Genomic DNA, 21,169 nt, shown 5'->3' with positions numbered 1-21,169 from the left:
GCACGGCTGTTTCAAGTTGTGCGAAATTTTCAGATCTCAATTCCACGGCAGTTCCCTGCACCGCGCCGGGCGGCCTAAGGATGCATTTCCCGCCGGGGTTGGCTACATTGACTTTCTAATGTCGACCGTACAACCGCTTTGGGAAATGGGAGTTGAAATGCACGTCGTGACGTTCGGTGAAGTCATGCTTCGTATGGCGCCGGAAGAATTCATGCGGATTCCGCAAGCCCTGCCTGGGCGGCTGGAGATCACCTTTGGCGGCGGCGAGGTGAATGTCGCCGTCTCAATCGCCCGGCAAGGAGGCTCTGCGTCGTTTTTGACCAGCCTGCCCGACAATCCACTCACCGACGCCTTTGAGGCGGAACTCCGCAAATTCAATGTCGGAACCGAACTGGTCCAGCGCCGGGACGAAGGCCGCTTCGGCGTCTATTACGTCGAAACCGGCGCCAATCAACGTGCAGGGACCGTGATTTACGACCGCGATCACAGTTCGATTTCCCTCACCGCCGCCGAGGCCTACGACTGGAAAACCGCCTTCGCGGGGGCCAATTGGTTTCACATCACCGGCATCACCCCAGCGATCAGCGCCGCAGCTGCTGAGGCGGGTTTGGCCGCCGTAAAACAGGCCAAACAGCAGGGGCTGAGGGTTTCTTGTGATCTGAACTTTCGCAAAAAACTGTGGAACTGGAAACCGGGGACCGGCACCAAGGATCTGGCGCAACAGACCATGCAGGAGTTCATGCCTTACGTCGATGTCGTCATCGCCAACGAAGAAGACGCCGACATGATGTTGGGCATTCGCGCCGACGATACTGACGTGGAAGCGGGGCAAATCAGCGTCGCCGCCTATGAAACCGTTGCGCGGAAAATCGTCGCTCAATATCCCAACGTCTCACAGGTTGCGATCACGCTCCGCGAAAGCCTCTCTGCCAGCCACAATAACTGGGGCGCCCTGTTGTTCGACGTCGCTCAAGACCGCAGCTTTGCGGCACCGCTGGATAATAACGGAAACTATACCCCTTACGAAATCCGCAACATTGTCGACCGGGTCGGAGGTGGCGACTCTTTTGCGGGGGCATTGGTCTTTGCCTTGAACACACCCGAAATGGCCGATCCGGAATCAGCCCTGCGTTATGCCGTCGCCGCCAGTTGCTTGAAACACAGCATCAAAGGAGATTTTAATTACGCCACCCGCGCGGAGATTGAGGCCTTGGTTGCCGGCAGCGGTTCTGGGCGGGTGCAGCGTTGATGGCAGGTTACAGAGTGGCTAGTGGCCGGTGGCCGGTGGCCAGTGAATTTTTATTCAAGTCAATTGGTTTTAGTTGGCTTGTCAGTGTGACACCTACCCCGAAGGGGTAGCTCATCTTAGCCTAGGGTAAGCGGCAACGCCGCGCCACCCTAGGTAAGGAGGACCAGGGGGAACCAAACCCTGAAAGGGTTTCTCAACGCAAAACCACACGTATTCCAATGGAATCGACTTTGATGCCTAACGTGCATTCACGTTGTTCACGCACTTACGTTATTACAACACCTTCAACGTCAACGAATTGAAACCACGACATTTATGAAACGCCGCCATACGACAACCGGCAATTTGACGCGGCTACTGGGTGGCGGTTCGACGCCGTTGTTCGTGATGAACGGCCAGCGCAAGCTGTTGGTGTTTAACCGTGGTTGCGAGGAATTGACTGGTTTTGCGGCGGAAGACGTCGTTGGTCGGATTAGCCATTACGGTAGCAGCGGCGAGACTCCGGTGGAGGAATTGACGGCCGGTCTTTGCCCCCCACCCGAGGTGTTGGCCGGTGAGCAACGCAGTACCCCGGCCTATCTCACCACAACCACCGGCGCGTCGTTGCCGCGGATGTTGAATTTTTATCCGTTTTGTGATGAAGAGGGGCAGGTGATTCATGTCTTGGGCATCGTGTCAGCGATTCCCCAACCCCCGCCCGTAGCCGATCCGACGGCCGCCCAAACGGTGCATGCGGAATTAGCTGCTTTGCGGGGCAATCTGCGGCAACGCTTCGGACAGCAGACGCTGGTTTGCAAAGGCCCAGCGACAACGCGGATGCTAAATCAAATCGAATTGGCGCAGCATTGTCAGGCAGCGGTTTTCTTACAAGGGGAACCGGGGACCGGCAAGCAACATCTTGCTCGGGTGATACACTACGGTGGAGACACGAAAAACACGGCATTTGTCGCCGTCGATTGCCGGAAACTGGCCGCCTCAGAAATCGACCGCACCGTTACGCGTTTGTTGGAAGCCGCAACCGACCCCGCGGCGCGCGGACTGGGCATTTCCGCTGGAGCGCTGTTTCTCGGCCATGTCGAACATTTGCCCCGCGACGTGCAGCGCCGCATTGTTAAAGCCCACGACGGGGAAGAACCGCCCGCATTGCGATTGTTCAGTTCCAGTTGTTTTCCGCTGGCCGAGGCGGTGGAACGCGAAGATCTGCTGTTTGAATTACAGGCCTTGTTGACAACCGTCACGATCGAGGTGCCGCCGCTGCGGGACCGGCCGGAAGATTTGTTACTCCTCGCGCAGCACTTTCTTGAGGATATCAATCGCCGCGGCGAAAAACAGGTCGGCGGTTTCGCACGGGCTGTCGTGAAACTTTTCACCGAATACAATTGGCCGGGTAACTTGGCGGAACTCTTCAAAGTCGTTGGCGAAACGCATGTCGCGGCGACCGGGGAGATGGTCCTCCCGGCGGACTTGCCGTTTCGATTCCGCACCGGTTTCGATGCACAACATCTTCCACCAGTGGAACAGTTCACCAGCATTCCTCTGGAACAATTGACGTCCGAGTACGAGACCGAATTGATTCAACGGGCATTGCGACAATGCAAGCAAAACAAAAGCCAAGCGGCCGACCTGTTGCAAATCAATCGCGCGAAACTGTATCGTCGGATGGAAGTCTTAGGGATTGATGATGCGGATCCGGGGGAGGAGGAATAGATGTCTGGCAATAACGGACAACGAATCCAACAGCGTTGGTTGTCGGCGGTCATTTGGGGAGCAGCGATCGTCTGCGCATTAGCGAACGATGCTGCCGCCTTGGAACCGATCCCGGATAAGCTGGTGGTTTTAACATTTGACGATTCGGTGAAATCGCACTTCACAATTGCGCGGCCAATTCTCAAGGATTATGGGTTCGGCGCGACTTTCTTCATCACCGAAGGGTTTACGTTTAAGACAAACAAACGGGATTATATGACGTGGGAAGAGATCGCCCAGTTGCATCGCGATGGATTTGAAATCGGCAATCACACCCGCGATCACAAGGGGGTGACTGCCAAGAGTCTGGATCAGGTGCAGGAACAACTCGAAGCGATCAATGCTCGCTGTAAAGAACATGGCATTCCACGGACCGTCAGCTTTGCTTATCCCGGCAATGCATTTGACCCGGCCGGCTTTGCGCTGTTGAAAAAGGCGGGCATCAAATTCGCCCGCCGCGGCGGCGCTCCGGAGTATCCTTATGATCATGGACGGGGCTTTGCCTACGAACCGGGACGCGACCATCCACTGTTGATTCCCTCTGCCGGCGATGCACGTCCCGATTGGCAATTGGCTGATTTAATCCGTGCTGTGGAACAGGCACGGGACGGTAAGATTGCAGTGCTTCAATTTCACGGCGTGCCGGACAACGAACACCCCTGGGTGCACACCCCGGAAGCGAACTTCCGCGCATTCATGAAGTATTTGCACCTGCACAAATACAAGGTGATTCCACTGCGGGACTTGGCTAAATACGTCGACGCGGAGCAAACACCGAAAAGTTACGACACAGTGATCAAAGAACGCAAAGCCGCCATCGCCGCCATGCCGTAAGGCGCACGATGAATTTCTTCCCCCTCTCCCTCTGGGAGAGGGCCGGGGTGAGGGTTTTCGCGCTACCGTTGACGATCATCCCCACTTTCCAGTGGGGCAATCTCTCGTCCTACAGAGAAAGGTGCGTCACGACGCACCCGACACCCACTGGGCAACTCTTAGGGAAACTTGTTGGCAAAGAACGCCAAAAGCACGAAACCGGAGTTTCGTGCTTTTGGATATGAATAGCGACACGTTGTCGATTATCTTCAGTTCGGCTCCGGGAGGTCGCGATTGGAAGCACCGTTGGTTGAGAGCCGGCGTTCCGACTTCCGCATTCCCGGTTGTTCCCAGTTTCCTTGCAACGCTGGAGTCTGGTCGTCGAGCCTAAGCAAGTTGCTTGCGACGACCGACCAGCGTGCGGATACGTTCCGCGAGCAAGGCAGCGTCGAAAGGCTTACGGAAGGTCTCGTTGAAGATCGTACGGTCGAATCCGGCCGAATTATCTTCATCGTTGAGTAGGCCGATCAAAACCGTTTCGGCGTACTCGTTATTCTTTTTAAGGTTCTGTGCTATCATGATCGCATCGTTACGTCCCATGACAAAGTCGATAACGACACAGTCAGGGTGCAGCGATTCGGCTTGAATGCCCGCTTCAAAGCCGCTGTTGGCGTATTCGAGTTTAAACACATCAGGGGGCATGTGTTCGGTCAGGTTGTTGCGAATCACCGTGTCAGACCCGACGAGCAAGACTTTGCCAACGGCTTCGTCTTCTAGCTCGCCCAAGGGCATCCCGTGTTCTTTCAGGAACCGAATGAGGTGCTCGCGGGGAATTCGCCGGTCTTGCGATCCGGGAATGCGATAACCTCGAAGGCGACCTGAGTCGAACCACTTGCTGACGGTGCGGGGCGCAACTTTACAGATCTTGGCTACCTGTCCAGTAGTGAAGATCGTCTTCATTGCCGGCTCTCCAATCACTTGTTCAATGTATGCAAACGCAGAGGGTCTTGCGGGCCCTCCAGAATCACACTCCGCCATGACGACCGGCTTTCCTAGCCCTCGGGTCCTAGTGGCGAACCGTCACGGCTGGGTCGGGGCATGCTTCTTGGTCAAAGACCGGCCTTGAGGTTTCTCGCCAGGCCAATCTTGCGCTTCAATGAGGTAAGGAATCAATTGGGAACAAATTACGTAGTCGGAAGGTGACGGGCAGTGCCGTCAGGTGGGATTTCCACACACTACGCACGCTCTACGTGGTGTAGAACGCAATGTGTTCGTAAAACACGTCGTGTGTTGGAAATTGAAGGCGGGACCGAATGCCTAAAGGTCTAGGCGCACGGCTGCTGCGGTAGGACTGGTATGCCATACTGAAACTTCCCCCCTTCAGACGTCTTGCCTTTTCAGACTCTTCGACCTGCATGCCGCCAATCGCGTTCTGGCACTGAGTCGAGGAGTTGAAAAACCAAACCGTCTGAGTACTACTTTCGATCCAAGAGGGGGTGCGACTTTAGGTTCTTTGAAGACCACACCGAAAGTACCAACGCTTTCCACTGGAACCATCGACGGGGACCTGTCGATTGACGCGGCTTGCCCGAATAACCGCAACGTGTTGTCGGCAACGAGGATAGCGGCGGTTTTCCGACTCGAAACAGGGGCGGTTTCCCCTACCAAATCGGATAACTCGCACAAAGGTAGAGAGGTCTGGGAATTTGTTCGGATTTTGAGGCGCGAATCAATTTCAACGGCCCTAACGGGGCCGAATAGTCGCGCACAACGTACCGATGCTCGTCAGACACCCCGACGACGACCAAGGTTCACACCTCAAGCGGCATCGCTGCTCGTTTCGGATTCGTCGATATCGCCATGCGGACGAATCTTGAAATGGCCATCGGGGCTGACATCGTCGAAACGAACCGACATCCGTTTGGAGACACCCGACTCTTCCATCGTCACCCCATACAACACATCCGCCCCGACCATGGTCCGTTTGGCGTGTGTGATCACAATGAACTGGGTTGTGTCTTGGAATTCCTCAATCACACCCACATAGCGTTCAATGTTCGCATCGTCCAAAGCCGCGTCGACTTCGTCCAAAATACAAAACGGGCTGGGACGACTTTGAAATAAGGCCATCAACATCGCGACAGCAGTGAGCGTTTTTTCTCCACCGCTCAACAACGAGATGCTCCGCAGCTCCTTACCCGGCGGTCGCGCAACCACATCGATGCCGCATTCTAGAATGTCCTCGGCATCCTCCAAGATGATGTCGCCATCGCCGCCGCCGAATAATTTGCGGAACAAGCCTTGGAAATGTCCGCGGATTTCTTCAAATGTCTCCTTAAACAACCGCCGGCTTTCGGAATTGATGCGACGGATGATCTCTTCCAACGAACTTTTGGCGTCTGTCAGGTCCTGAAGTTGTTCGCTGAGCTTACCGTAACGCGATTCTAAGTCTTCCAGTTCCTGCAGGCTGTCGACGCTGACATTGCCGATTGACTTGAGTTTGCGGCGCAACGTGGAGATTCGAGATTCAATCGCTTTGCGAATCTCGGCAATCACTTCCGGCGGCTGTGCTTCCCACGATTCGCTCGGTTCGCGGTTCGTGGTCTCCTCGGTTTGCTCCTGATCGGCATCAAGATGCTGCTGTGCTTGATCTGGATGCTGTTCCGGTTCATCCAGATGTTGTTCCGGTTCGTCGGCCGAATCTGTCTCCGGTACGGTTTCTTCTGAATCGACGTCGTGGCCGGCCTCTGCTTCGCTCGCTGCGGCGGTGTCGGGAGCTTGTTCGTGTCGGGCTTCGTCCACATACAGCTGAATCGCGGAGACGCCCTGTTCGGCGACTTCCGCGACACTGACGCCGAATTCTTCTTGGAGCCGCTCCTCGACATTTGAAATCTGGTGCCGTAAATCGCGGCGGTTCATTTCCTGTTCATGCGCGCGTTCTTCTAACTCGCGCAGCGCATGCCGATATTTCAGCTCCTCTGCTGAGAGCTGGCTGCGAATCGCGCGGACCTCTTCCCGCTCGCGTTCCCGTTGCGCGAGATCCACGGACAGGCTCTCTTGAATCAACGCATGCTCTGACAGAGCCGCGGTTGAATTGAGCAGTCCTAACGTTAGGTTGTCTCGTTTTTCACGAACAATTTGCAACCGCCGCACCGCTTCCTCACGATGCGCATCGCGCTGGAATTGCTCTTCGCCCAGGCGAGACCGCGCGGATTGCAGGTTTTCTAACCGTTCTTCCTGCTTGGCCATTTCCAGTTTTTCTGAACTGAGTTGCTCGCGGCGGGCGGTCAACTCCTGTTCCATTTGTTCGACCTTACGTTCGCCGTTCTGAATCAACTTTTGCTCGTCGGCCAGTTGCGACTCCACTTGCGCCAGCGCTTCGGCGGCCGCCACGCGTTCCGCGCGGCACGTTTCGAGTTCTTTGGTTTTCTCCACAACCGACTCACGGGCATCGGAGACGCTCCGCTCCAGACGCTCGCATTCCATCTGTTGGCTGAGCATGGCGGATTTGGTTTCCGCCAAGGTCTCGGCGTGCGTTTCCTGCTCCGCTTCGAGTGCTCGTAATTCCGCGGTACAAGCCTCCAGTTCGGCCTGCTTTTGTATGAATTCCTGCTCTGCTTCCTCAATCCGATTATCCAGACGTTGCAAATCGGTTTTTAGACGCCGCAATTCGCTGCGCCGCGAGACCACGGTCGTTTCTCCCTGAAACGTCCCGGCATAGACGCGTCCGTCGGCTTCCAGCAATTCGCCCTGCAGCGTGACGAACCGGCAACCGCGACCGTCGCTGGCCGCTAAATCCAATGCTTCTTTGAGCGAATTGACGATCCACGTATCTCGCAACAACGCCGCCGGCAAGGTGGGAACCGTTGCGGCCGATTTGACCAATTGGTCCGCACGTGCAATCACGCCGGGTCGGTCCGACAGATCGACCGTCGCTAAGGGACCGTTTTCGGCAGTTTGTCCAGTACCTTCAGTGACCGCTAAGAACCCGACGCGCCCGGAAATCTGGCAGGCTGTGCCTTGCAAATATTCCAACAACGGATCGGCATCTTCCAGCACGATCAATTGTGAGCGGCTTCCCAGGGCGACTTCGATCAAGGCCGCATGTTCCAAATCGACTTGCAACAGATCCGCCACGCTTCCGCGGATTTGATTCCACGGGGCGAGATGACTTTCCCGTGCACGGGTTAGAATCTCTCGGACACCGACCCCGATGCCTTCGTTGCGTGACTCCAAATCCTCCAGAACCTGTAGTCGTGCTTTCCAACCAGTCCGCTGTTCACGGTGCGTGTTGAATGCATGTTCGGCGTCCATGCGTGCTTGGGACAATTCTTCAAGCCGCGTCCGCTCTTCGGTCAGCCGGGTCCGCAATTCGGCTTGCCGGTTTTGCGATTTTTGCAATTCGCGGTGATGCACTTCGAGTTTTGAGTTGGCCGCTGTCAATTCCTGTTGGCGGGCGCTGATGCGTTTTTCGTCCTCGGCCAACGCAGCTTCAATGGTTTTGATCCGCGCATCGTTGGTGGCCATCCGGCCGCCCAGCACGGCGACACGTTGTTTTGCTTCTAATGTTTGTTCCCGAGCCGCTTCCAATTGCTGCAACCGTTCGGCCAAGGTTTGACCGAACTGTGACAACTCCTCCTCGCGGGCGATCAAAGCGGCATTGCGGGCTTCGTAGTTTTGCTCGTAGTCCTCCAAACTGGCGAGCGTCTGCTGCAATTCTCCGGCGATATCGCGAGCGCGAAGCGTGAGATTGGATTGTTGCGACATCAACCGCTCAAGTTCAGCTGAGAGTTCGTCGCGACGGCCGCTTTGATGTCGAGAGGTCGCCTGAAAACCGGCGATGGCTTCTCGATTGGCGGCGGTCCGTTGTTGTGACTCCTGCAGCGCATCTTCAACCGTGGTCAGTCGGATGTCGAGCGCGGCTTGTTGTTTTTCAATTTCAGCCGATTTGGCTTTCAGCTCGTCGATTTCAGATTGCCAACCGTCATGGCTTTGCGAAATCGCGCCCAGCCGCGCCGTCAAGTCACGATACTCGTCGGCGGCAAAACCGACACGCAACTCACGCAATTCCGAGGAGTACTTGCGATACCGCGAAGCTTTTTTCGCCTGTTGCCGCATCGTATTGAGACGTCCGCCCAACTCCTGCACGATGTCTTTTAACCGCAACAGGTTTTGATCGACCCGTTCCAATTTGCGTTGCGCATCGACTTTGCGGGCCTTGAAACGGCTGATTCCAGCGGCTTCTTCGAAGACCGCGCGGCGGTTGACGTTACTGGCTTGCAGCAACTGGTCGACGCGGCCTTGTTCGATGATGCTATAAGCGCCGGTGCCGGTGCCCATCAACAAGTCACGGACATCTTTCAGGCGCGAGGGCGCCTTGTTGATCAGATATTCCGATTCGCCGCTGCGATACAACCGGCGGCCGACTTGGACTTCATCCGCCTCGATCCCCAGGAACCGCGTGGAGTTATCGAAGCTGAGTGTCGCTTCGGCGAATCCTGAGGGTTTACGGCCGGCGGCTCCGTTGAAGATGACGTCTGTCATCTCCTTGCCGCGCAGACTTTTGGCGCTTTGGTCGCCGAGAATCCACTTAATCGAGTCGACGACGTTGCTCTTGCCGCTCCCGTTGGGACCGACAACGCACGTAACACCAGGTGCGAAATCGAATCGGGTCCGGTCGGCAAAACTTTTGAAGCCGAACATCTCGAGCGACTTCAACATCTGCAGCCCTTAACACTTGGAAACATGATTGAGAACGTCTGCATCAGAGATGCAACGTGACTTGGTCGAGGATTGGTCGCGCGTTGATCTATTGTTTTCCGCACAAAAACGGGGATGGGCGAAGTTCTCGATCTGCTGTTTCTGCATCAGTCTGGTGCATCCACAGTTTCGCGAAAGCCTCGCCACTCCCGTTGACCAAGAGGCTTGTCCGATGATGACGGCGATCACTCGTCGTCTAAATTCAAAATTCCACTAAAGAATCCCGGCTTTTTGAGAACTTCCGGTTCTTTGTCCTCGTCGGGACGTACATCCGTCACCGAGGCCTCGCCGGCTTCGTCCGATTCCTCGACGTCGTTAGATTCTTTTTCTTCGACAATGATTTCGCCGCTTGAGTCACGAATGACCGGATACAGGTTTGGTGTGCGATTCACGCCGCCAACCCGTGCCTTGCGGCGACTGCTGGAGGACCCCGATTCGCCCCCGGCGACGGGACGCATGTAAACACGTCCCCCTTGGGGCAAGGCATCCACTTCTAACCGGCCAGGCAAGTTGTACTGCACGCTGGCTTGTGACAACATTTGAGCCACATCGGGATAACTCGCACCCATATCGGCGACTGCCGCAATGACGTCGGCAACACGTGTGCTGACTTCTTTGCGTTGATCAGGTTCACCCAATTTGAACTTACTGACCATAATTGTGTCGTCCCCGGATCGTGCATTCACCATGATGTGCGGTCCAGCTGTCAACGCGACCGGAGTCTGCATGCGTTGTTCATCGCCGAACACCACGATTTCAGAGCGTTGCGAACGCGTCAGATGCACCATCGGCTCACCCGACGAAGGTAGTACGCGAAGCGTAAACTGATCGTTCAGATGTTCCCCACGAATAAAGGGGTCGTCTTTGTTGAGCGTCCATAAGGCTCGCACAGCACCGTAACGCAGTTCGACACTCTCTTCGTTGATCAATTGCCGCAGACCATAATAGGAAACCGTATCGTCGATGATTGATAAGGCTGCCAAGGCGTAAACGCGAAATGCGCGTTCCTCGCGGGCCGCTTCGACCAATGTCTCCGCTCCGCTATTGTCACCCAAATAGGCCAATGCTTCCGCGGCATAGAACCGAACTTCCAGACTCGTGCTGTCTTGTAAAACCTGCTTCAAAAACGGAATGGAGGGCTTGCCGATCGCTTCGAACCGCAAGGCCGACATCGCTGCTAGAGAAGGGGTCATCATTTTTTCTTGCAATCGCACTAACCGTTCCCGCTGTTGAACGGCGTTTTCACGGAAAGCGATTTGGCGAATGACTTGCAGGTACCGTGAATGGTTATTTTTGTAACTTTCCTGCACATCCAATTGAATGTATTCGTCGGTCTTGGCCGTAGCCAGGCCTTTGCGTTGGCTGTTTTTGTAGCCGAAGAACCGTTGGTTGATGCGGTTTTCCACGCGGCGTGCGTTACGAAAACTGATGTACTTGCTTTGCAGATAAACGCCGAGTGTCCGTTCCTTGCGGGCCTTCCCGCCGGCCAGGACGCGTCCCCGTTTGAGCAATGTGGAAGCGTCGCTATCCTCGACCGAACTGGCTGAGACCAAAACCGGGCCTTTGGCGGTCGCCCAAGTATGACCCTTCATCGGGGCACGACCAGAAACGATCGCTTGTTCGGTCAAAAAGCATTCCATCATCCAACCACCCCGCAAGCTCGTGGCGTCGCTGTTGGGAGGCAATGCGATTTCGACGTCGAAAATGTCTCCCTTCTTCACGACCGGCGGAATATAGGCCCGCACGAGCACCAAGGCTGTGTTGGGAGAACGTAGGATTTGATTGGGATTGCGCACCTTGCGGCGACGCATGTCGTCCAATAACCAGGAGCGATAAATCGACGGAGGCGGATCTCCGCCGGTACCGTCCAAGCCGGTCACCAACGCGACCCCTTTGACTTCCATCGCCTGCGTTCCAGCAATGGTAATCATTTTGGCGAGGTAATCGGTCTCGACGGCATTGTTGTTGAGGTCGATATTTTCTTCGTCCTCAGGCGTCTGAGACCGAAAGTTGATGATCTCGGCGCAGCCTGTCAGCGTGATTGAGAACAACAGGCCCCACAACAACATTTTTGTAGATCGGGTCACGAAATCGCTCCGTCGATTTTGAGTAAGCCTGATTCCAGATACACGGCGAATTGGCCATCGTTTTCGCGAAACCGCAAATCGATGTCACATCCGCCCGCTCAGCGCACAACCACGGCCATCGCCGAAAAAGTCGCAAACTGAGATCGGAATTGTGTGAAATGTCTAAAGAGAGAGGTGAGAAGTGGCGGGAGAATACGCACAGTTGCAGAACGGGTCAAGACCAGTCAAACACGAATGCTATAGAGGGGGGCAATCGAGGGACCAGACCACCGCCCCGTAGGGGCCAAACAAGCCAGCCCAGGGCAAGGTACGTGAGCAAAGCGAACGCACCGCCGCCCTGGGTGTAGAGAGACCGGCGACAATCCAGCCCTGAAAGGGCGGCACAATCATTTTACTGGGGAACCGGATATCGCAATGCGATCGCGTTTTGAAATAACGCGCGCTACGCAATCCAACCGCCGCCCAAAACACGATCGTCGTCGTAACAGACAACGGCTTGACCGGGAGCAACGCCATATTGCGGCTCGTCGAAGTGGACGGTCATGCGGTCCGCCGCGGTGATTTGCACCTCGGCCTCGGCCGGTTGATGCAGATAGCGGATCTTAGCCCGGCAACGGAATTTGCCCGGCGGGTCATCGATCAACCAATTCAACCGGTCCGCGACCACCTCGTGACAGGCCAAGTCTTCGCGTTCGCCGATCACCACTTGTTTTGAGTCAGCATTGATGGAGACCACGTAACGCGGGCTGCCGAAAGCAATTCCCAATCCTTTGCGTTGACCAATCGTGAATTGTTCATAACCCGCATGCTGGCCCACGACGTTGCCCGCCGTGTCGACAATCTCACCGGCTGTCTCAAATTCCCCACGGTAGCGGCGAATGAATCCGGCGTAATCCTGATCGGGAACGAAACAGATCTCCTGACTATCCGGTTTCTCCGCTAACCGGCACCCCACCTCGCGGGCGATATCGCGGATCTCGGTTTTGTTGTATTCCCCCACAGGAAACTGAACACGCGACAACAAATCGCGATCCAACCCAAACAGCACGTAGGATTGATCCTTGCTGTCATCCACCCCACGCACTAACGCGGGCCGTTCTTCTCCCTCGGCGGAAACGAGCCGTGCGTAATGCCCGGTGGCGATGCTTTCAGCCCCGACTTGCCGCGCATAGTCCCACAACTTGCCAAACTTCAGCCAGTTGTTGCACATCACGCAGGGGTTGGGGGTCCGTCCGGAGAGATATTCGTCGGCGAAATAGTCCTTGATCCGCCCGAACGCGTCGCGAAAATTGACCGCATGAAAGGGAATATCGAGTGCATCGGCCACGCGGCGCGCATCGGCGGCGTCGCTGGCACTACAACAGCCCTGTTTGTGGCTGGCTACAATCGGCAGCGCATCGCTCCCCACGGCACAGGTCGTCTCTTCATGCACACCCGACCGCATGAACAGCCCGATCACTTCGTAGCCGTCGTTACGCAACAGGTGCGCCGCGACCGAACTATCGACGCCTCCACTCATCGCCAACACAACACGTTTTGCCACCACCGTGAAACTCGCTCCGCTGAAGCCTAGAAAACCTTAACCCGCGTATTCTACGCAGCGACAGCCCATTTGGCGAATCCACCGCGAAACTTACCAGGTTTTCCACGTTTGCAGCAGCGGCGGAGGCAGTGACCTCAAAAGAGGGCACGTTTAATTCCCAATTCGGCTCTGGGATCAATAAACCCCCAAACTTGGGACCCTCGTGCTTCGTCACGGCTAATTTCTACGGTTGGGTACCACTGACTTTTCCAGTGCAACTTCAAATGAGTGCGATACTTACAAAACACTGGCAAAGCCAATGGCACCCGAATTCTTAGCGCGGTCATTGAGCGCTAGCTGTTTTGGCAGTTTTCAGCAGACAGTCCAGAACGTGGCCATTAATCCTGCGGGCGGACCTTGATCGTGGTGCGGTAGGGTACGGTCGGCCACAGTTTGCCGGCCTGTTCGACATGCACAGCGACTTCGGTGACGCAGTTGTTGCGCGATCTGGATCCGGCGGCATGCTGCGCCTGGGACGAAGTTTTCACCACACGACCGACGCGGTGCACGTCGTTGGGGAATTCCAAATCGAGCTCGCTTCCCTTCTCGAATTTGTTGACTTGGGTCGAGGGGATATTCACGATGAGGTATCGCTGCTCGGGATCCAAGATTTCGACCAACGGCTCGGTGGCAGAGACGGTGTCGCCTGCTTCTCCAGCGACGACGCCAATTGTGCCGGGCAAGGTGGCTCGCACGGTGAGATCCGCTTGCGTGGCTTCCAACCGCCGCAGGGTGTCCTGTGCTTCGGCCAAGCGGGCTTCGGCGACGTGAATTCCCATCGACAACCGCACTTTATCCGGTAGCTCGGCTTGAAGTCGTTTTAACTCCGCCACGCGGGCTTCGCACAAATCGATTTGAGCGGAGGCAACTTCGATCGCGTTTTCCGATTCATGCACCTTGAGCATCGTCGCAACGCGGGCTTGTTCGTCGACAAAGGAGAGTTCGTCCTGCCCAATCTGCCGGATAAGACCGACGGGGGTCCGCTGGCGATTGGAATCTTGGAACTTCTTCATCAATTGTTTGTGAGCGATCTGATCGACTTCGCGCGAAAGTTTGTCCTGCAGATACCGCGCCGATTTGAGACGTGATTCGAAAATCTCTTGATCGAGATCATCGAGCCGCCACTGCAATTCGACGACGGCCCGCGCTTGAGCTTGGGACAACTCGGCGTCAAGTTGTTCCACGGCATTTTCCGCCTTGAGCCGATCCGCATCCAACTGCGCATCGGAAAGCACAAACATCGGGTCACCGGTTTCGATCCATTGGCCTTCGCTAACCAACACTTCGGAAATACGGGCATTGCGTCCGGCGATCACCGGTTTTGAGACCACGTGTAGGTAGCCCACGTACTCGGCGTCACTGGGACGTTGCACCCAGAGCGCCAATCCAGATCCGGTTCCGATCGATGCGAGCACCAAGGCCAGCACCAAGAGCGGCCGGCGGGGATGCAGGTGTTGATCATCCTCTTGGACAACCTGTTCGGTTTCGATGACGGGTTTGTGCATTTGGAGTTGCCTCCGTGTTTTTTGCTTATCAGTCAACTTTGCGCACCCTACTGTTTCAAGTCTTTGCGGCTACGTCTCATTGGGCCCATACATATCGGAATTCGTAAAGCGGGCGGCATTCCCGACATCGCAATCGATTCCACAGCATCATTCGGATCGGCCGGAATGACGCCTCGATTGATTAGATTCGGCACAAATCGACTAATCACAACACGAAACCAAGTGGCGCGCCCTATAAGGGTTTTGAACTCCGGAGTCGGTCCATCGCGCATAATCCGCATAATCGTCACAGTCCAATTAATGTTTTCGATGATCATGACCCAAATCCTTGGTTTTCGACTGGATATCCAACCCCGCGCTAGATAGTGTACATACATACACTCATCCTCCTTCCCGAAAGCCCTAAACCCATGCAAACAGAGACAACGATCGCTGAGTGGAATGCGGCATTGGAAGCTGTCGCAGAAGAATTGCTGGACGAAGCAGGAATCATCGCTCCGCCGGTGGATGCGGCCCTCATCGCGCGGCGGTTGCGGATTACGGTGGCAATCGATCGCTCCTTACAACCGCGGGGAGTCCACAAACGGCTGTCGGGACGCTCCTCGATTTTCGTCCGACCGGACAACCGCCCGGAGCGCCTGCAGTGGGCCGTCGCACACGAACTGGGGGAATCGACCGCCTATCGTGTTTGTGAAAAATTGATGCTGCCCGACGAGGAGGTGTCCGCAGCGGACCGAGAGACATGGGCCAATCTCTTAGCCGCACGGTTGATGTTGCCCCGACAATGGTTTTTTGAAGATGCAACGCGACTGAATGGAGACGTGTTGGAATTGAAAACGATCTATCGCACCAGCAGTCATGAAGCAATCGCCTGGCGGTTATTGGACCTGCCGCGACCGACGGTGATTACGATATTTGACCAAGGGCACATCACCAGTCGCCGCGCGAATACCGGATTTAGTCCGCCGCAATTGGAAACGTTGGAAAAGAATTGTTGGCAAGACGTGCACCACATCCAAAAGTCCCGCACGCATAGCCAAAGCGGCCTCCAAGTCCAATGCTGGCCAGTGCACGAACCGGGTTGGCGGCGAGAGATCTTGCGAACAACGACTCTCGACGAATTTGCTGATGCGGGCACAGAGGACTGGGACTAAGCGCAGCTGTACTCGTGCTGCCAACGTCGGCAATTTTGTGTTCACCCTATTTTTAAAAAACTAACCACGAAAGACACGAAACACACGAAAATAAAGACTGAGGCGGGGACGTCGTCTTGTGTCGTTTCTGTTGAACTCAAAGAAAAAAAGTCGGGTGAACAACGTCAGTTCTTTTTCGTGTCTTTCGTCGTTTTCGTGGTTAAATTTTTTTCTACCATTGCGGGTGAACTCCGCACTGGCGATTTAGTTTCCACATGGTTCCTCTTCTTTTTCTTTCTGAGCAAACCAAATGATCGGTGCCGCTCGACCGAGAAGGTGTTACAGATCACCTGATTTTTTTAACCGATCCGGTTCGGCGGCACCTTGTGGACGGGATCACTGTTGGCAATGTAAAATCATTCCGCGCGGATGCGTTTCGATAGATTGCAGCCCGACAGCAGAACGAACTCTTCAATCAACAAATTGACATGAACGACGAACATGAATACGGATCGTAAAATCGCCCTCGTTACCGGGGCCAGCAAAGGGGTCGGCCGGGGGATTGCCTTAGGATTGGCCCGCGACGGTTGGGATGTGGCCGTGAATTTCAACGGGGACCGCAATGGCGCCGCTGCAACCGCGGCCGCCATCAGTGAACTGGGCCGACAGGCTTGGGTGCTCCAGGGAGACATTGGTTATCGCGACCAAGTCGAGAGCATGTTTGCCGAACTTGAAGCTGCAGCCGGGACGCTCGACCTGCTGGTCAATAATGCCGGCGTGCAAACCTGGGCGCCGCTGTTGGAACTGACCGAAGAGGATTTCGACCGCACGATTCGCACGAATCTCAAAGGAACGTTTTTGTGCACCCAAGCAGCCGCGCTGCGAATGAAGGATTCAGGGGGTGGGGGCATTATCAACATCGGCTCGGGGGCGAACAAAACCCCCTTTCCCAATTTGGTCGACTACTCCGCCTCGAAAGGAGGCGTTGAGAATCTTACGCGCGTCTCGGCAGTCGAGTTAGGTCCGCACGGCATTCGCGTGAACTGCGTTGCCCCCGGTGCGATCGAAATCGAACGGACAAAACTCGAAAGTGGTGATTATTCGGCAACGTGGAGTCCACTAACGCCCATGCGCCGCGTCGGCCAAGTCGACGACGTCGCCAAAGCGGTGGTTTATCTCGCCGGCGACGGCGCGGACTTTATCACCGGGCAGACCGTCTATGTGGATGGGGGGCTTTGGTCGCAAGGGCCGTGGCCGTACTGAAAAAGTTGCCGGTGGTCAGTGGCCGGTGGCCAGGGGTTGTTTTGCAGCCTTTGGTGGTTTGGGGCTCGAGTGAGGACGGCCTTGAATCGGCGTGGGAAGAAATTGTTGGGAAAGCTACGGAAAACGTTGTTTTTTGTTATTGCTGGCGAATCTTTTTTACGGGTGCGGTGTTTCTATTGGATGCGGGGTTGCTACGTCTGGTGATCGTGCCGACTTGGCGAATGTTCAACCCGCTCGGGCCCCTATACGGAATCGGCTCTTTCCGACCGGTCATGTGGCTGCGACATATCTAATACAGGAGCAGAACAATGCAAAAACGCTGGTTTCCCTTGCTGGCAGGTGTGGTGTTTACGACGTTCATTGTCACAACCTTAGTCGAAGCCCAAGACGAAGGCCCGCAACGGCGGAGGCGTGACCGCGGCGGACAACGTGAAGGTCGCGGTGGACGAGGCGGCGCTGGTCCCCGTGGCGGGGGCGACTTGCTTTCGCTGTTGCGGATTGAAGAAGTCCGGACGGAAATCAAGCTGGAAAAAGGGCAAGAGGAATCGGTCGATGAAATCGCCAAGAAACTGCGGGGCGAGCGCGGTGAACGTGGTGACCGGCGAAACCTCCGTGATCTTTCCGAAGAAGAACGGACCAAAATGCGTGCCGAACGCCGCGAAGCCGCCGAAAAACGCGCTGCCGAAGCAAAAAAAATGCTGGCCGGAGTCCTGGACGAACAGCAAATGAAACGGCTCAACCAAATCAAAATCCAAGTCGAGGGCGTTCGCGCGCTGAGTGACGACGAAGTGGCAGCCAAGTTGGAAATCACGGACGAACAACAGGGCAAGATCGAAGCGGCCGAAGAAGCCAACCGCGAAAAAATGCGAGAAGCGATGCAAGGACGTCGTGGGAGACGCGATAGCGGAGATCGCGAAGCTGCGATGAAAAAGATGGAAGAATTGCGGAAATCGGCCGAAAGCAGCGTGCTGGAGATTCTCACCAAAGAACAACAAGCACAGTTTGCCGCCATGCAGGGTGAGAAGTTCGACATGCCGCAACCCCGGTTTGGTGGTCGCGGACGGGGAGATCGACAGCGGGGAGACCGACAACGCGGAGATCGGCCGCGCCGCAATCGAGACCGACAGAATAACGACGAATAGTCATCCGTCGCCACCACCATTGCATGCCACCCGTCGAATCTGATGGACACATGGCTAGCGATTTCGGAATTCCAATTTGGCAAACGCAGACACCGGTCGGGTCACATGCCCGGCCGGTGTCGTCGTCGTGACACAATCGCCGGTTGAGAATCCCTTGAATGGCCCAAGTCAGTGGCATGCGACTGTGAGGATAAATCTGAGAAATCTAGCTTAAGATTTCGGCTGGGCTCACGAACCAGAGAGTATTGGTCGGCGATCAGCCGAGACGAGCGACACTGCTTACCCAGACACAACTGTAAAAAAATCGTGCTTCCCCAAAACCATCCGACCGGTTAGTCTGGTTAGCGTATCGATTGTTCTCCAGCAGCGTTTTGCCGAAATTCCACGGTCGGCATCCGATTTTTCCCTATCGCCAACGCACGCATTGATTCGCATACTAACCGTTGACGCTGATCGTACAGAGTTATTCGCTCATGCATTCCATGGCCTAATTGAGAGAATTGCAGATGAGACTCGCTTCGAATTATTTGCCGTTTGCCGCAATGGCGGTTTTATTGACACTGACGAGTTCCGCATTCTCTGCTGAGACCCAACCCGCCAAGTCGCCGATCGGGAAGGTCATCCCCGACTTCACGCTTGCCGATTTTCGAGGTAAGGAGCAGTCGCTCTCGGAGATTGGCAAAGATAAAGTGGTGGTCGTCGCTTTTCTCGGAACCGAATGCCCTTTGGCCAAGCTGTACGCTCCGCGGTTAGTGGCCTTGAATAAAAAATTCGCCGATCAGGGCGTCGCGTTTATTGCCGTAAATGCCAACTCGCAAGATTCGATCACCGAGATGGCCGCTTATGCACGGCTGCACAAAATTGATTTTCCGATGCTCAAAGATGCCGGAAACAAAGTCGCCGATCAGATGAATGCCGTCCGTACGCCGGAAGTGTTCGTGCTCGACAAAGATCGGACGGTGCGGTATTGGGGGCGCGTTGACGATCAATACGGCGTGGGCTATCAGCGCGACAAACCGGAACGGAACGATCTTGAACTGGCGCTGCAAGAGTTACTCGCCGACAAGCCGGTCTCGACGCCGGTGACCGCGGCCGTCGGCTGTCACATTGGCCGCGTCAAGCAGCCGAATGAAAACAGCGAAGTGACCTATTCAAATCAGATCGCACGCATTTTGCAAAATCGTTGTGTCGAATGCCATCGCGAGGGGGACATCGCCCCGTTTGCCTTGACCGACTATGATGAGGTCGTGGGTTGGTCGGAGATGATTGCCGAGGTCGTGGATGAACAACGGATGCCCCCCTGGCATGCGAATCCCAAACATGGCGAATTCAAAAACGACCGCGCGCTGACCCAAGAAGAAAAAGACCAGATCTTCACCTGGGTCAAAAACGGAGCTCCGGAAGGGGACAAGGAACAACTTCCTCCCCCGCGGGAATTCGTGTCGGGCTGGGAATTGCCCCGCGAGCCTGACCTAGTGGTGAACATGCGCGAAGAACCGTATCGCGTGCCGGCCACGGGGACGGTGGAATACAAATACTTCACCGTCGACCCTGGTTTTAAAGAAGACAAATGGGTGTCCGCTTTCCAGGCAGCGCCGGGCAACCGCGCGGTCGTGCATCACATTTTGATCATGACGCGCGAACCGGGCCAACGCCGCGTCGGTATGGGTGGCGGGGCACTTGGATTTTTAGCAGCCTATGTCCCGGGTTTGCGAGCGGAGCCGTTTCCCGAGGGGATGGCCAAAAAGATTCCCGCCGGTTCGGAGATCGTGTTTCAAATGCACTACACACCGATCGGCACCGAACAATTCGACATGAGTTCCCTGGGGATGATCTTTGCGGATCCTGAATCGGTCACGCACGAAGTCCGTACGCACAGCGCGGTCACGAACGAATTTTTGATTCCTCCCGGTGCATCGAACCATCAAGTCGAAGCGGATACCTCGAAGTCATCCTTCGCCAGCCAACTGCTCAACATGATGCCGCACATGCACCTCCGCGGAAAATCATTCCGTTATGAAGTGCGATATCCCGATGGAAAAACAGAAACGTTGTTGGACGTACCGCATTACGATTTCAACTGGCAGACTTCGTATCGATTGGTGAATCACAAGGAACTCCCGGCCGGTACGACGATCCATTGCGTGGGGGCTTTCGATAACTCGAAACAAAACCTCAATAATCCGGACCCCACTCAGTCGGTCGCCTGGGGCGATCAGACCTGGGACGAAATGTTCATTGGTTATTTCGACGTCGCCTTTCCGGTGGAATCGGGAAAAGAGATGCCCTTCCCTCCCCCGAAGCGCAATCGCGGCCCGACACCGGAATCGATCATGGCTAAGTTGGATGCCAACCAGGACGAAAAAATTGAGGTCGGCGAAGTCCCGCTGTTATTGCGGGGCCGGTTCAAGAAAATTGACCTCGATGATGACAATATGATCACCATCGAGGAACTGCGAGAAGCCTTCAAGCGCGGCCGTCGCGACAAGGATGATGAATGAGGGTAGAGCGTTAGTGAGAATCCGGGAGACTGACGCTGGCCCCTAACGCTGTTCAGCGGTTGTTGTCTGGATCTGTGGTTTTTGCATTCGTGGTCGCTGTGAGTGCGCGATTTGCGGCTCACGTTGCGCCGGCCCTCACCCCCGGCCCCTCTCCCAGGGGGAGAGGGGAGAGTTTAGGCTACCGCTTGTTTCCCCCTTTCCCAGAGCAACAAATTGCATCTATACAAGGGGAACCAATCATCGGGTGGCAGCGATTGCCAACGGCAATCGGTGTGCCGTAGGCACAAGAAGCAGCAGTTTCAGCTGTCCCTGCCGATGAGACTTTGCTCGTTTCAGAGCGCGGGAATTGCGGCTTCTTGCGGGCTGCGCCCGCCCCGATAGCGGAGCT

General features: G+C 55.7%; 13 protein-coding genes. 7 read left to right on the top strand and 6 right to left on the bottom strand.

Annotation, left to right across the window (positions count from 1 at the left end):
* Positions 1 to 118: 118 nt before the first annotated feature.
* From Mal52_RS02940 to Mal52_RS02930, 3 genes are all read left to right on the top strand, one after another.
* Positions 119 to 1,249 carry a sugar kinase gene (locus tag Mal52_RS02940; protein WP_231962511.1) on the top strand — a complete coding sequence of 377 codons (1,131 nt, stop codon included), beginning with the start codon at positions 119 to 121 and terminating at the stop codon, positions 1,247 to 1,249.
* A gap of 315 nt (positions 1,250 to 1,564) precedes the next feature.
* Positions 1,565 to 2,956 carry an AAA-type ATPase lid domain-containing protein gene (locus Mal52_RS02935; RefSeq protein WP_145374240.1) on the top strand — a complete coding sequence of 464 codons (1,392 nt, stop codon included), beginning with the start codon at positions 1,565 to 1,567 and terminating at the stop codon, positions 2,954 to 2,956.
* Positions 2,957 to 3,829: a polysaccharide deacetylase family protein gene (locus Mal52_RS02930; RefSeq protein WP_145374238.1), complete on the top strand. Its 873-nt coding sequence runs from the start codon at positions 2,957 to 2,959 to the stop codon at positions 3,827 to 3,829.
* 366 nt (positions 3,830 to 4,195) lie between these two features.
* Here the strand turns inward: Mal52_RS02930 and Mal52_RS02925 are convergent, their stop codons facing one another.
* The 6 genes from Mal52_RS02925 to Mal52_RS02900 all read right to left on the bottom strand — a co-directional run bounded on the left by Mal52_RS02925 (position 4,196) and on the right by Mal52_RS02900 (position 15,059).
* Positions 4,196 to 4,768: a helix-turn-helix domain-containing protein gene (locus Mal52_RS02925; RefSeq protein WP_145374236.1), complete on the bottom strand. Its 573-nt coding sequence runs from the start codon at positions 4,766 to 4,768 to the stop codon at positions 4,196 to 4,198.
* 858 nt (positions 4,769 to 5,626) lie between these two features.
* On the bottom strand, positions 5,627 to 9,529 hold the full coding sequence (smc, locus tag Mal52_RS02920) for a chromosome segregation protein SMC (protein ID WP_145374234.1): 3,903 nt from the start codon (positions 9,527 to 9,529) through the stop codon (positions 5,627 to 5,629).
* Positions 9,530 to 9,753: 224 nt separating this feature from the next.
* Positions 9,754 to 11,655: a flagellar basal body P-ring protein FlgI gene (locus Mal52_RS02915; RefSeq protein WP_145374232.1), complete on the bottom strand. Its 1,902-nt coding sequence runs from the start codon at positions 11,653 to 11,655 to the stop codon at positions 9,754 to 9,756.
* A gap of 442 nt (positions 11,656 to 12,097) precedes the next feature.
* Positions 12,098 to 13,198, bottom strand: a complete 1,101-nt coding sequence (gene mnmA, locus Mal52_RS02910; protein ID WP_145380519.1) for a tRNA 2-thiouridine(34) synthase MnmA — start codon at positions 13,196 to 13,198, stop codon at positions 12,098 to 12,100.
* A gap of 377 nt (positions 13,199 to 13,575) precedes the next feature.
* Entirely contained in the window at positions 13,576 to 14,742 is a 1,167-nt protein-coding gene (locus tag Mal52_RS02905) for an HlyD family secretion protein (protein WP_145374230.1), read from the bottom strand.
* Positions 14,743 to 14,789: 47 nt separating this feature from the next.
* On the bottom strand, positions 14,790 to 15,059 hold the full coding sequence (locus tag Mal52_RS02900) for a hypothetical protein (RefSeq protein WP_145374228.1): 270 nt from the start codon (positions 15,057 to 15,059) through the stop codon (positions 14,790 to 14,792).
* A gap of 93 nt (positions 15,060 to 15,152) precedes the next feature.
* On the opposite strand from Mal52_RS02900, the gene Mal52_RS02895 reads away from it, so the two are divergent.
* The 4 genes from Mal52_RS02895 to Mal52_RS02880 all read left to right on the top strand — a co-directional run bounded on the left by Mal52_RS02895 (position 15,153) and on the right by Mal52_RS02880 (position 20,781).
* The gene (locus Mal52_RS02895; protein WP_145374226.1) at positions 15,153 to 15,896 is read left to right on the top strand and encodes an ImmA/IrrE family metallo-endopeptidase; all 744 of its coding nucleotides are present in this window, start codon (positions 15,153 to 15,155) and stop codon (positions 15,894 to 15,896) included.
* A gap of 480 nt (positions 15,897 to 16,376) precedes the next feature.
* Positions 16,377 to 17,138, top strand: a complete 762-nt coding sequence (locus Mal52_RS02890; RefSeq protein WP_145374224.1) for an SDR family NAD(P)-dependent oxidoreductase — start codon at positions 16,377 to 16,379, stop codon at positions 17,136 to 17,138.
* Positions 17,139 to 17,446: 308 nt separating this feature from the next.
* Positions 17,447 to 18,280, top strand: a complete 834-nt coding sequence (locus tag Mal52_RS02885; RefSeq protein ID WP_145374222.1) for a Spy/CpxP family protein refolding chaperone — start codon at positions 17,447 to 17,449, stop codon at positions 18,278 to 18,280.
* Between the two features lie 506 nt (positions 18,281 to 18,786).
* Positions 18,787 to 20,781: a redoxin domain-containing protein gene (locus Mal52_RS02880; protein ID WP_231962510.1), complete on the top strand. Its 1,995-nt coding sequence runs from the start codon at positions 18,787 to 18,789 to the stop codon at positions 20,779 to 20,781.
* Positions 20,782 to 21,169: the final 388 nt, after the last annotated feature.

Source organism: Symmachiella dynata (assembly GCF_007747995.1).
GTDB classification, from domain to species: Bacteria; Planctomycetota; Planctomycetia; order Planctomycetales; family Planctomycetaceae; genus Symmachiella; species Symmachiella dynata.
This window is presented reverse-complemented; position numbering and strand designations above follow the sequence as displayed.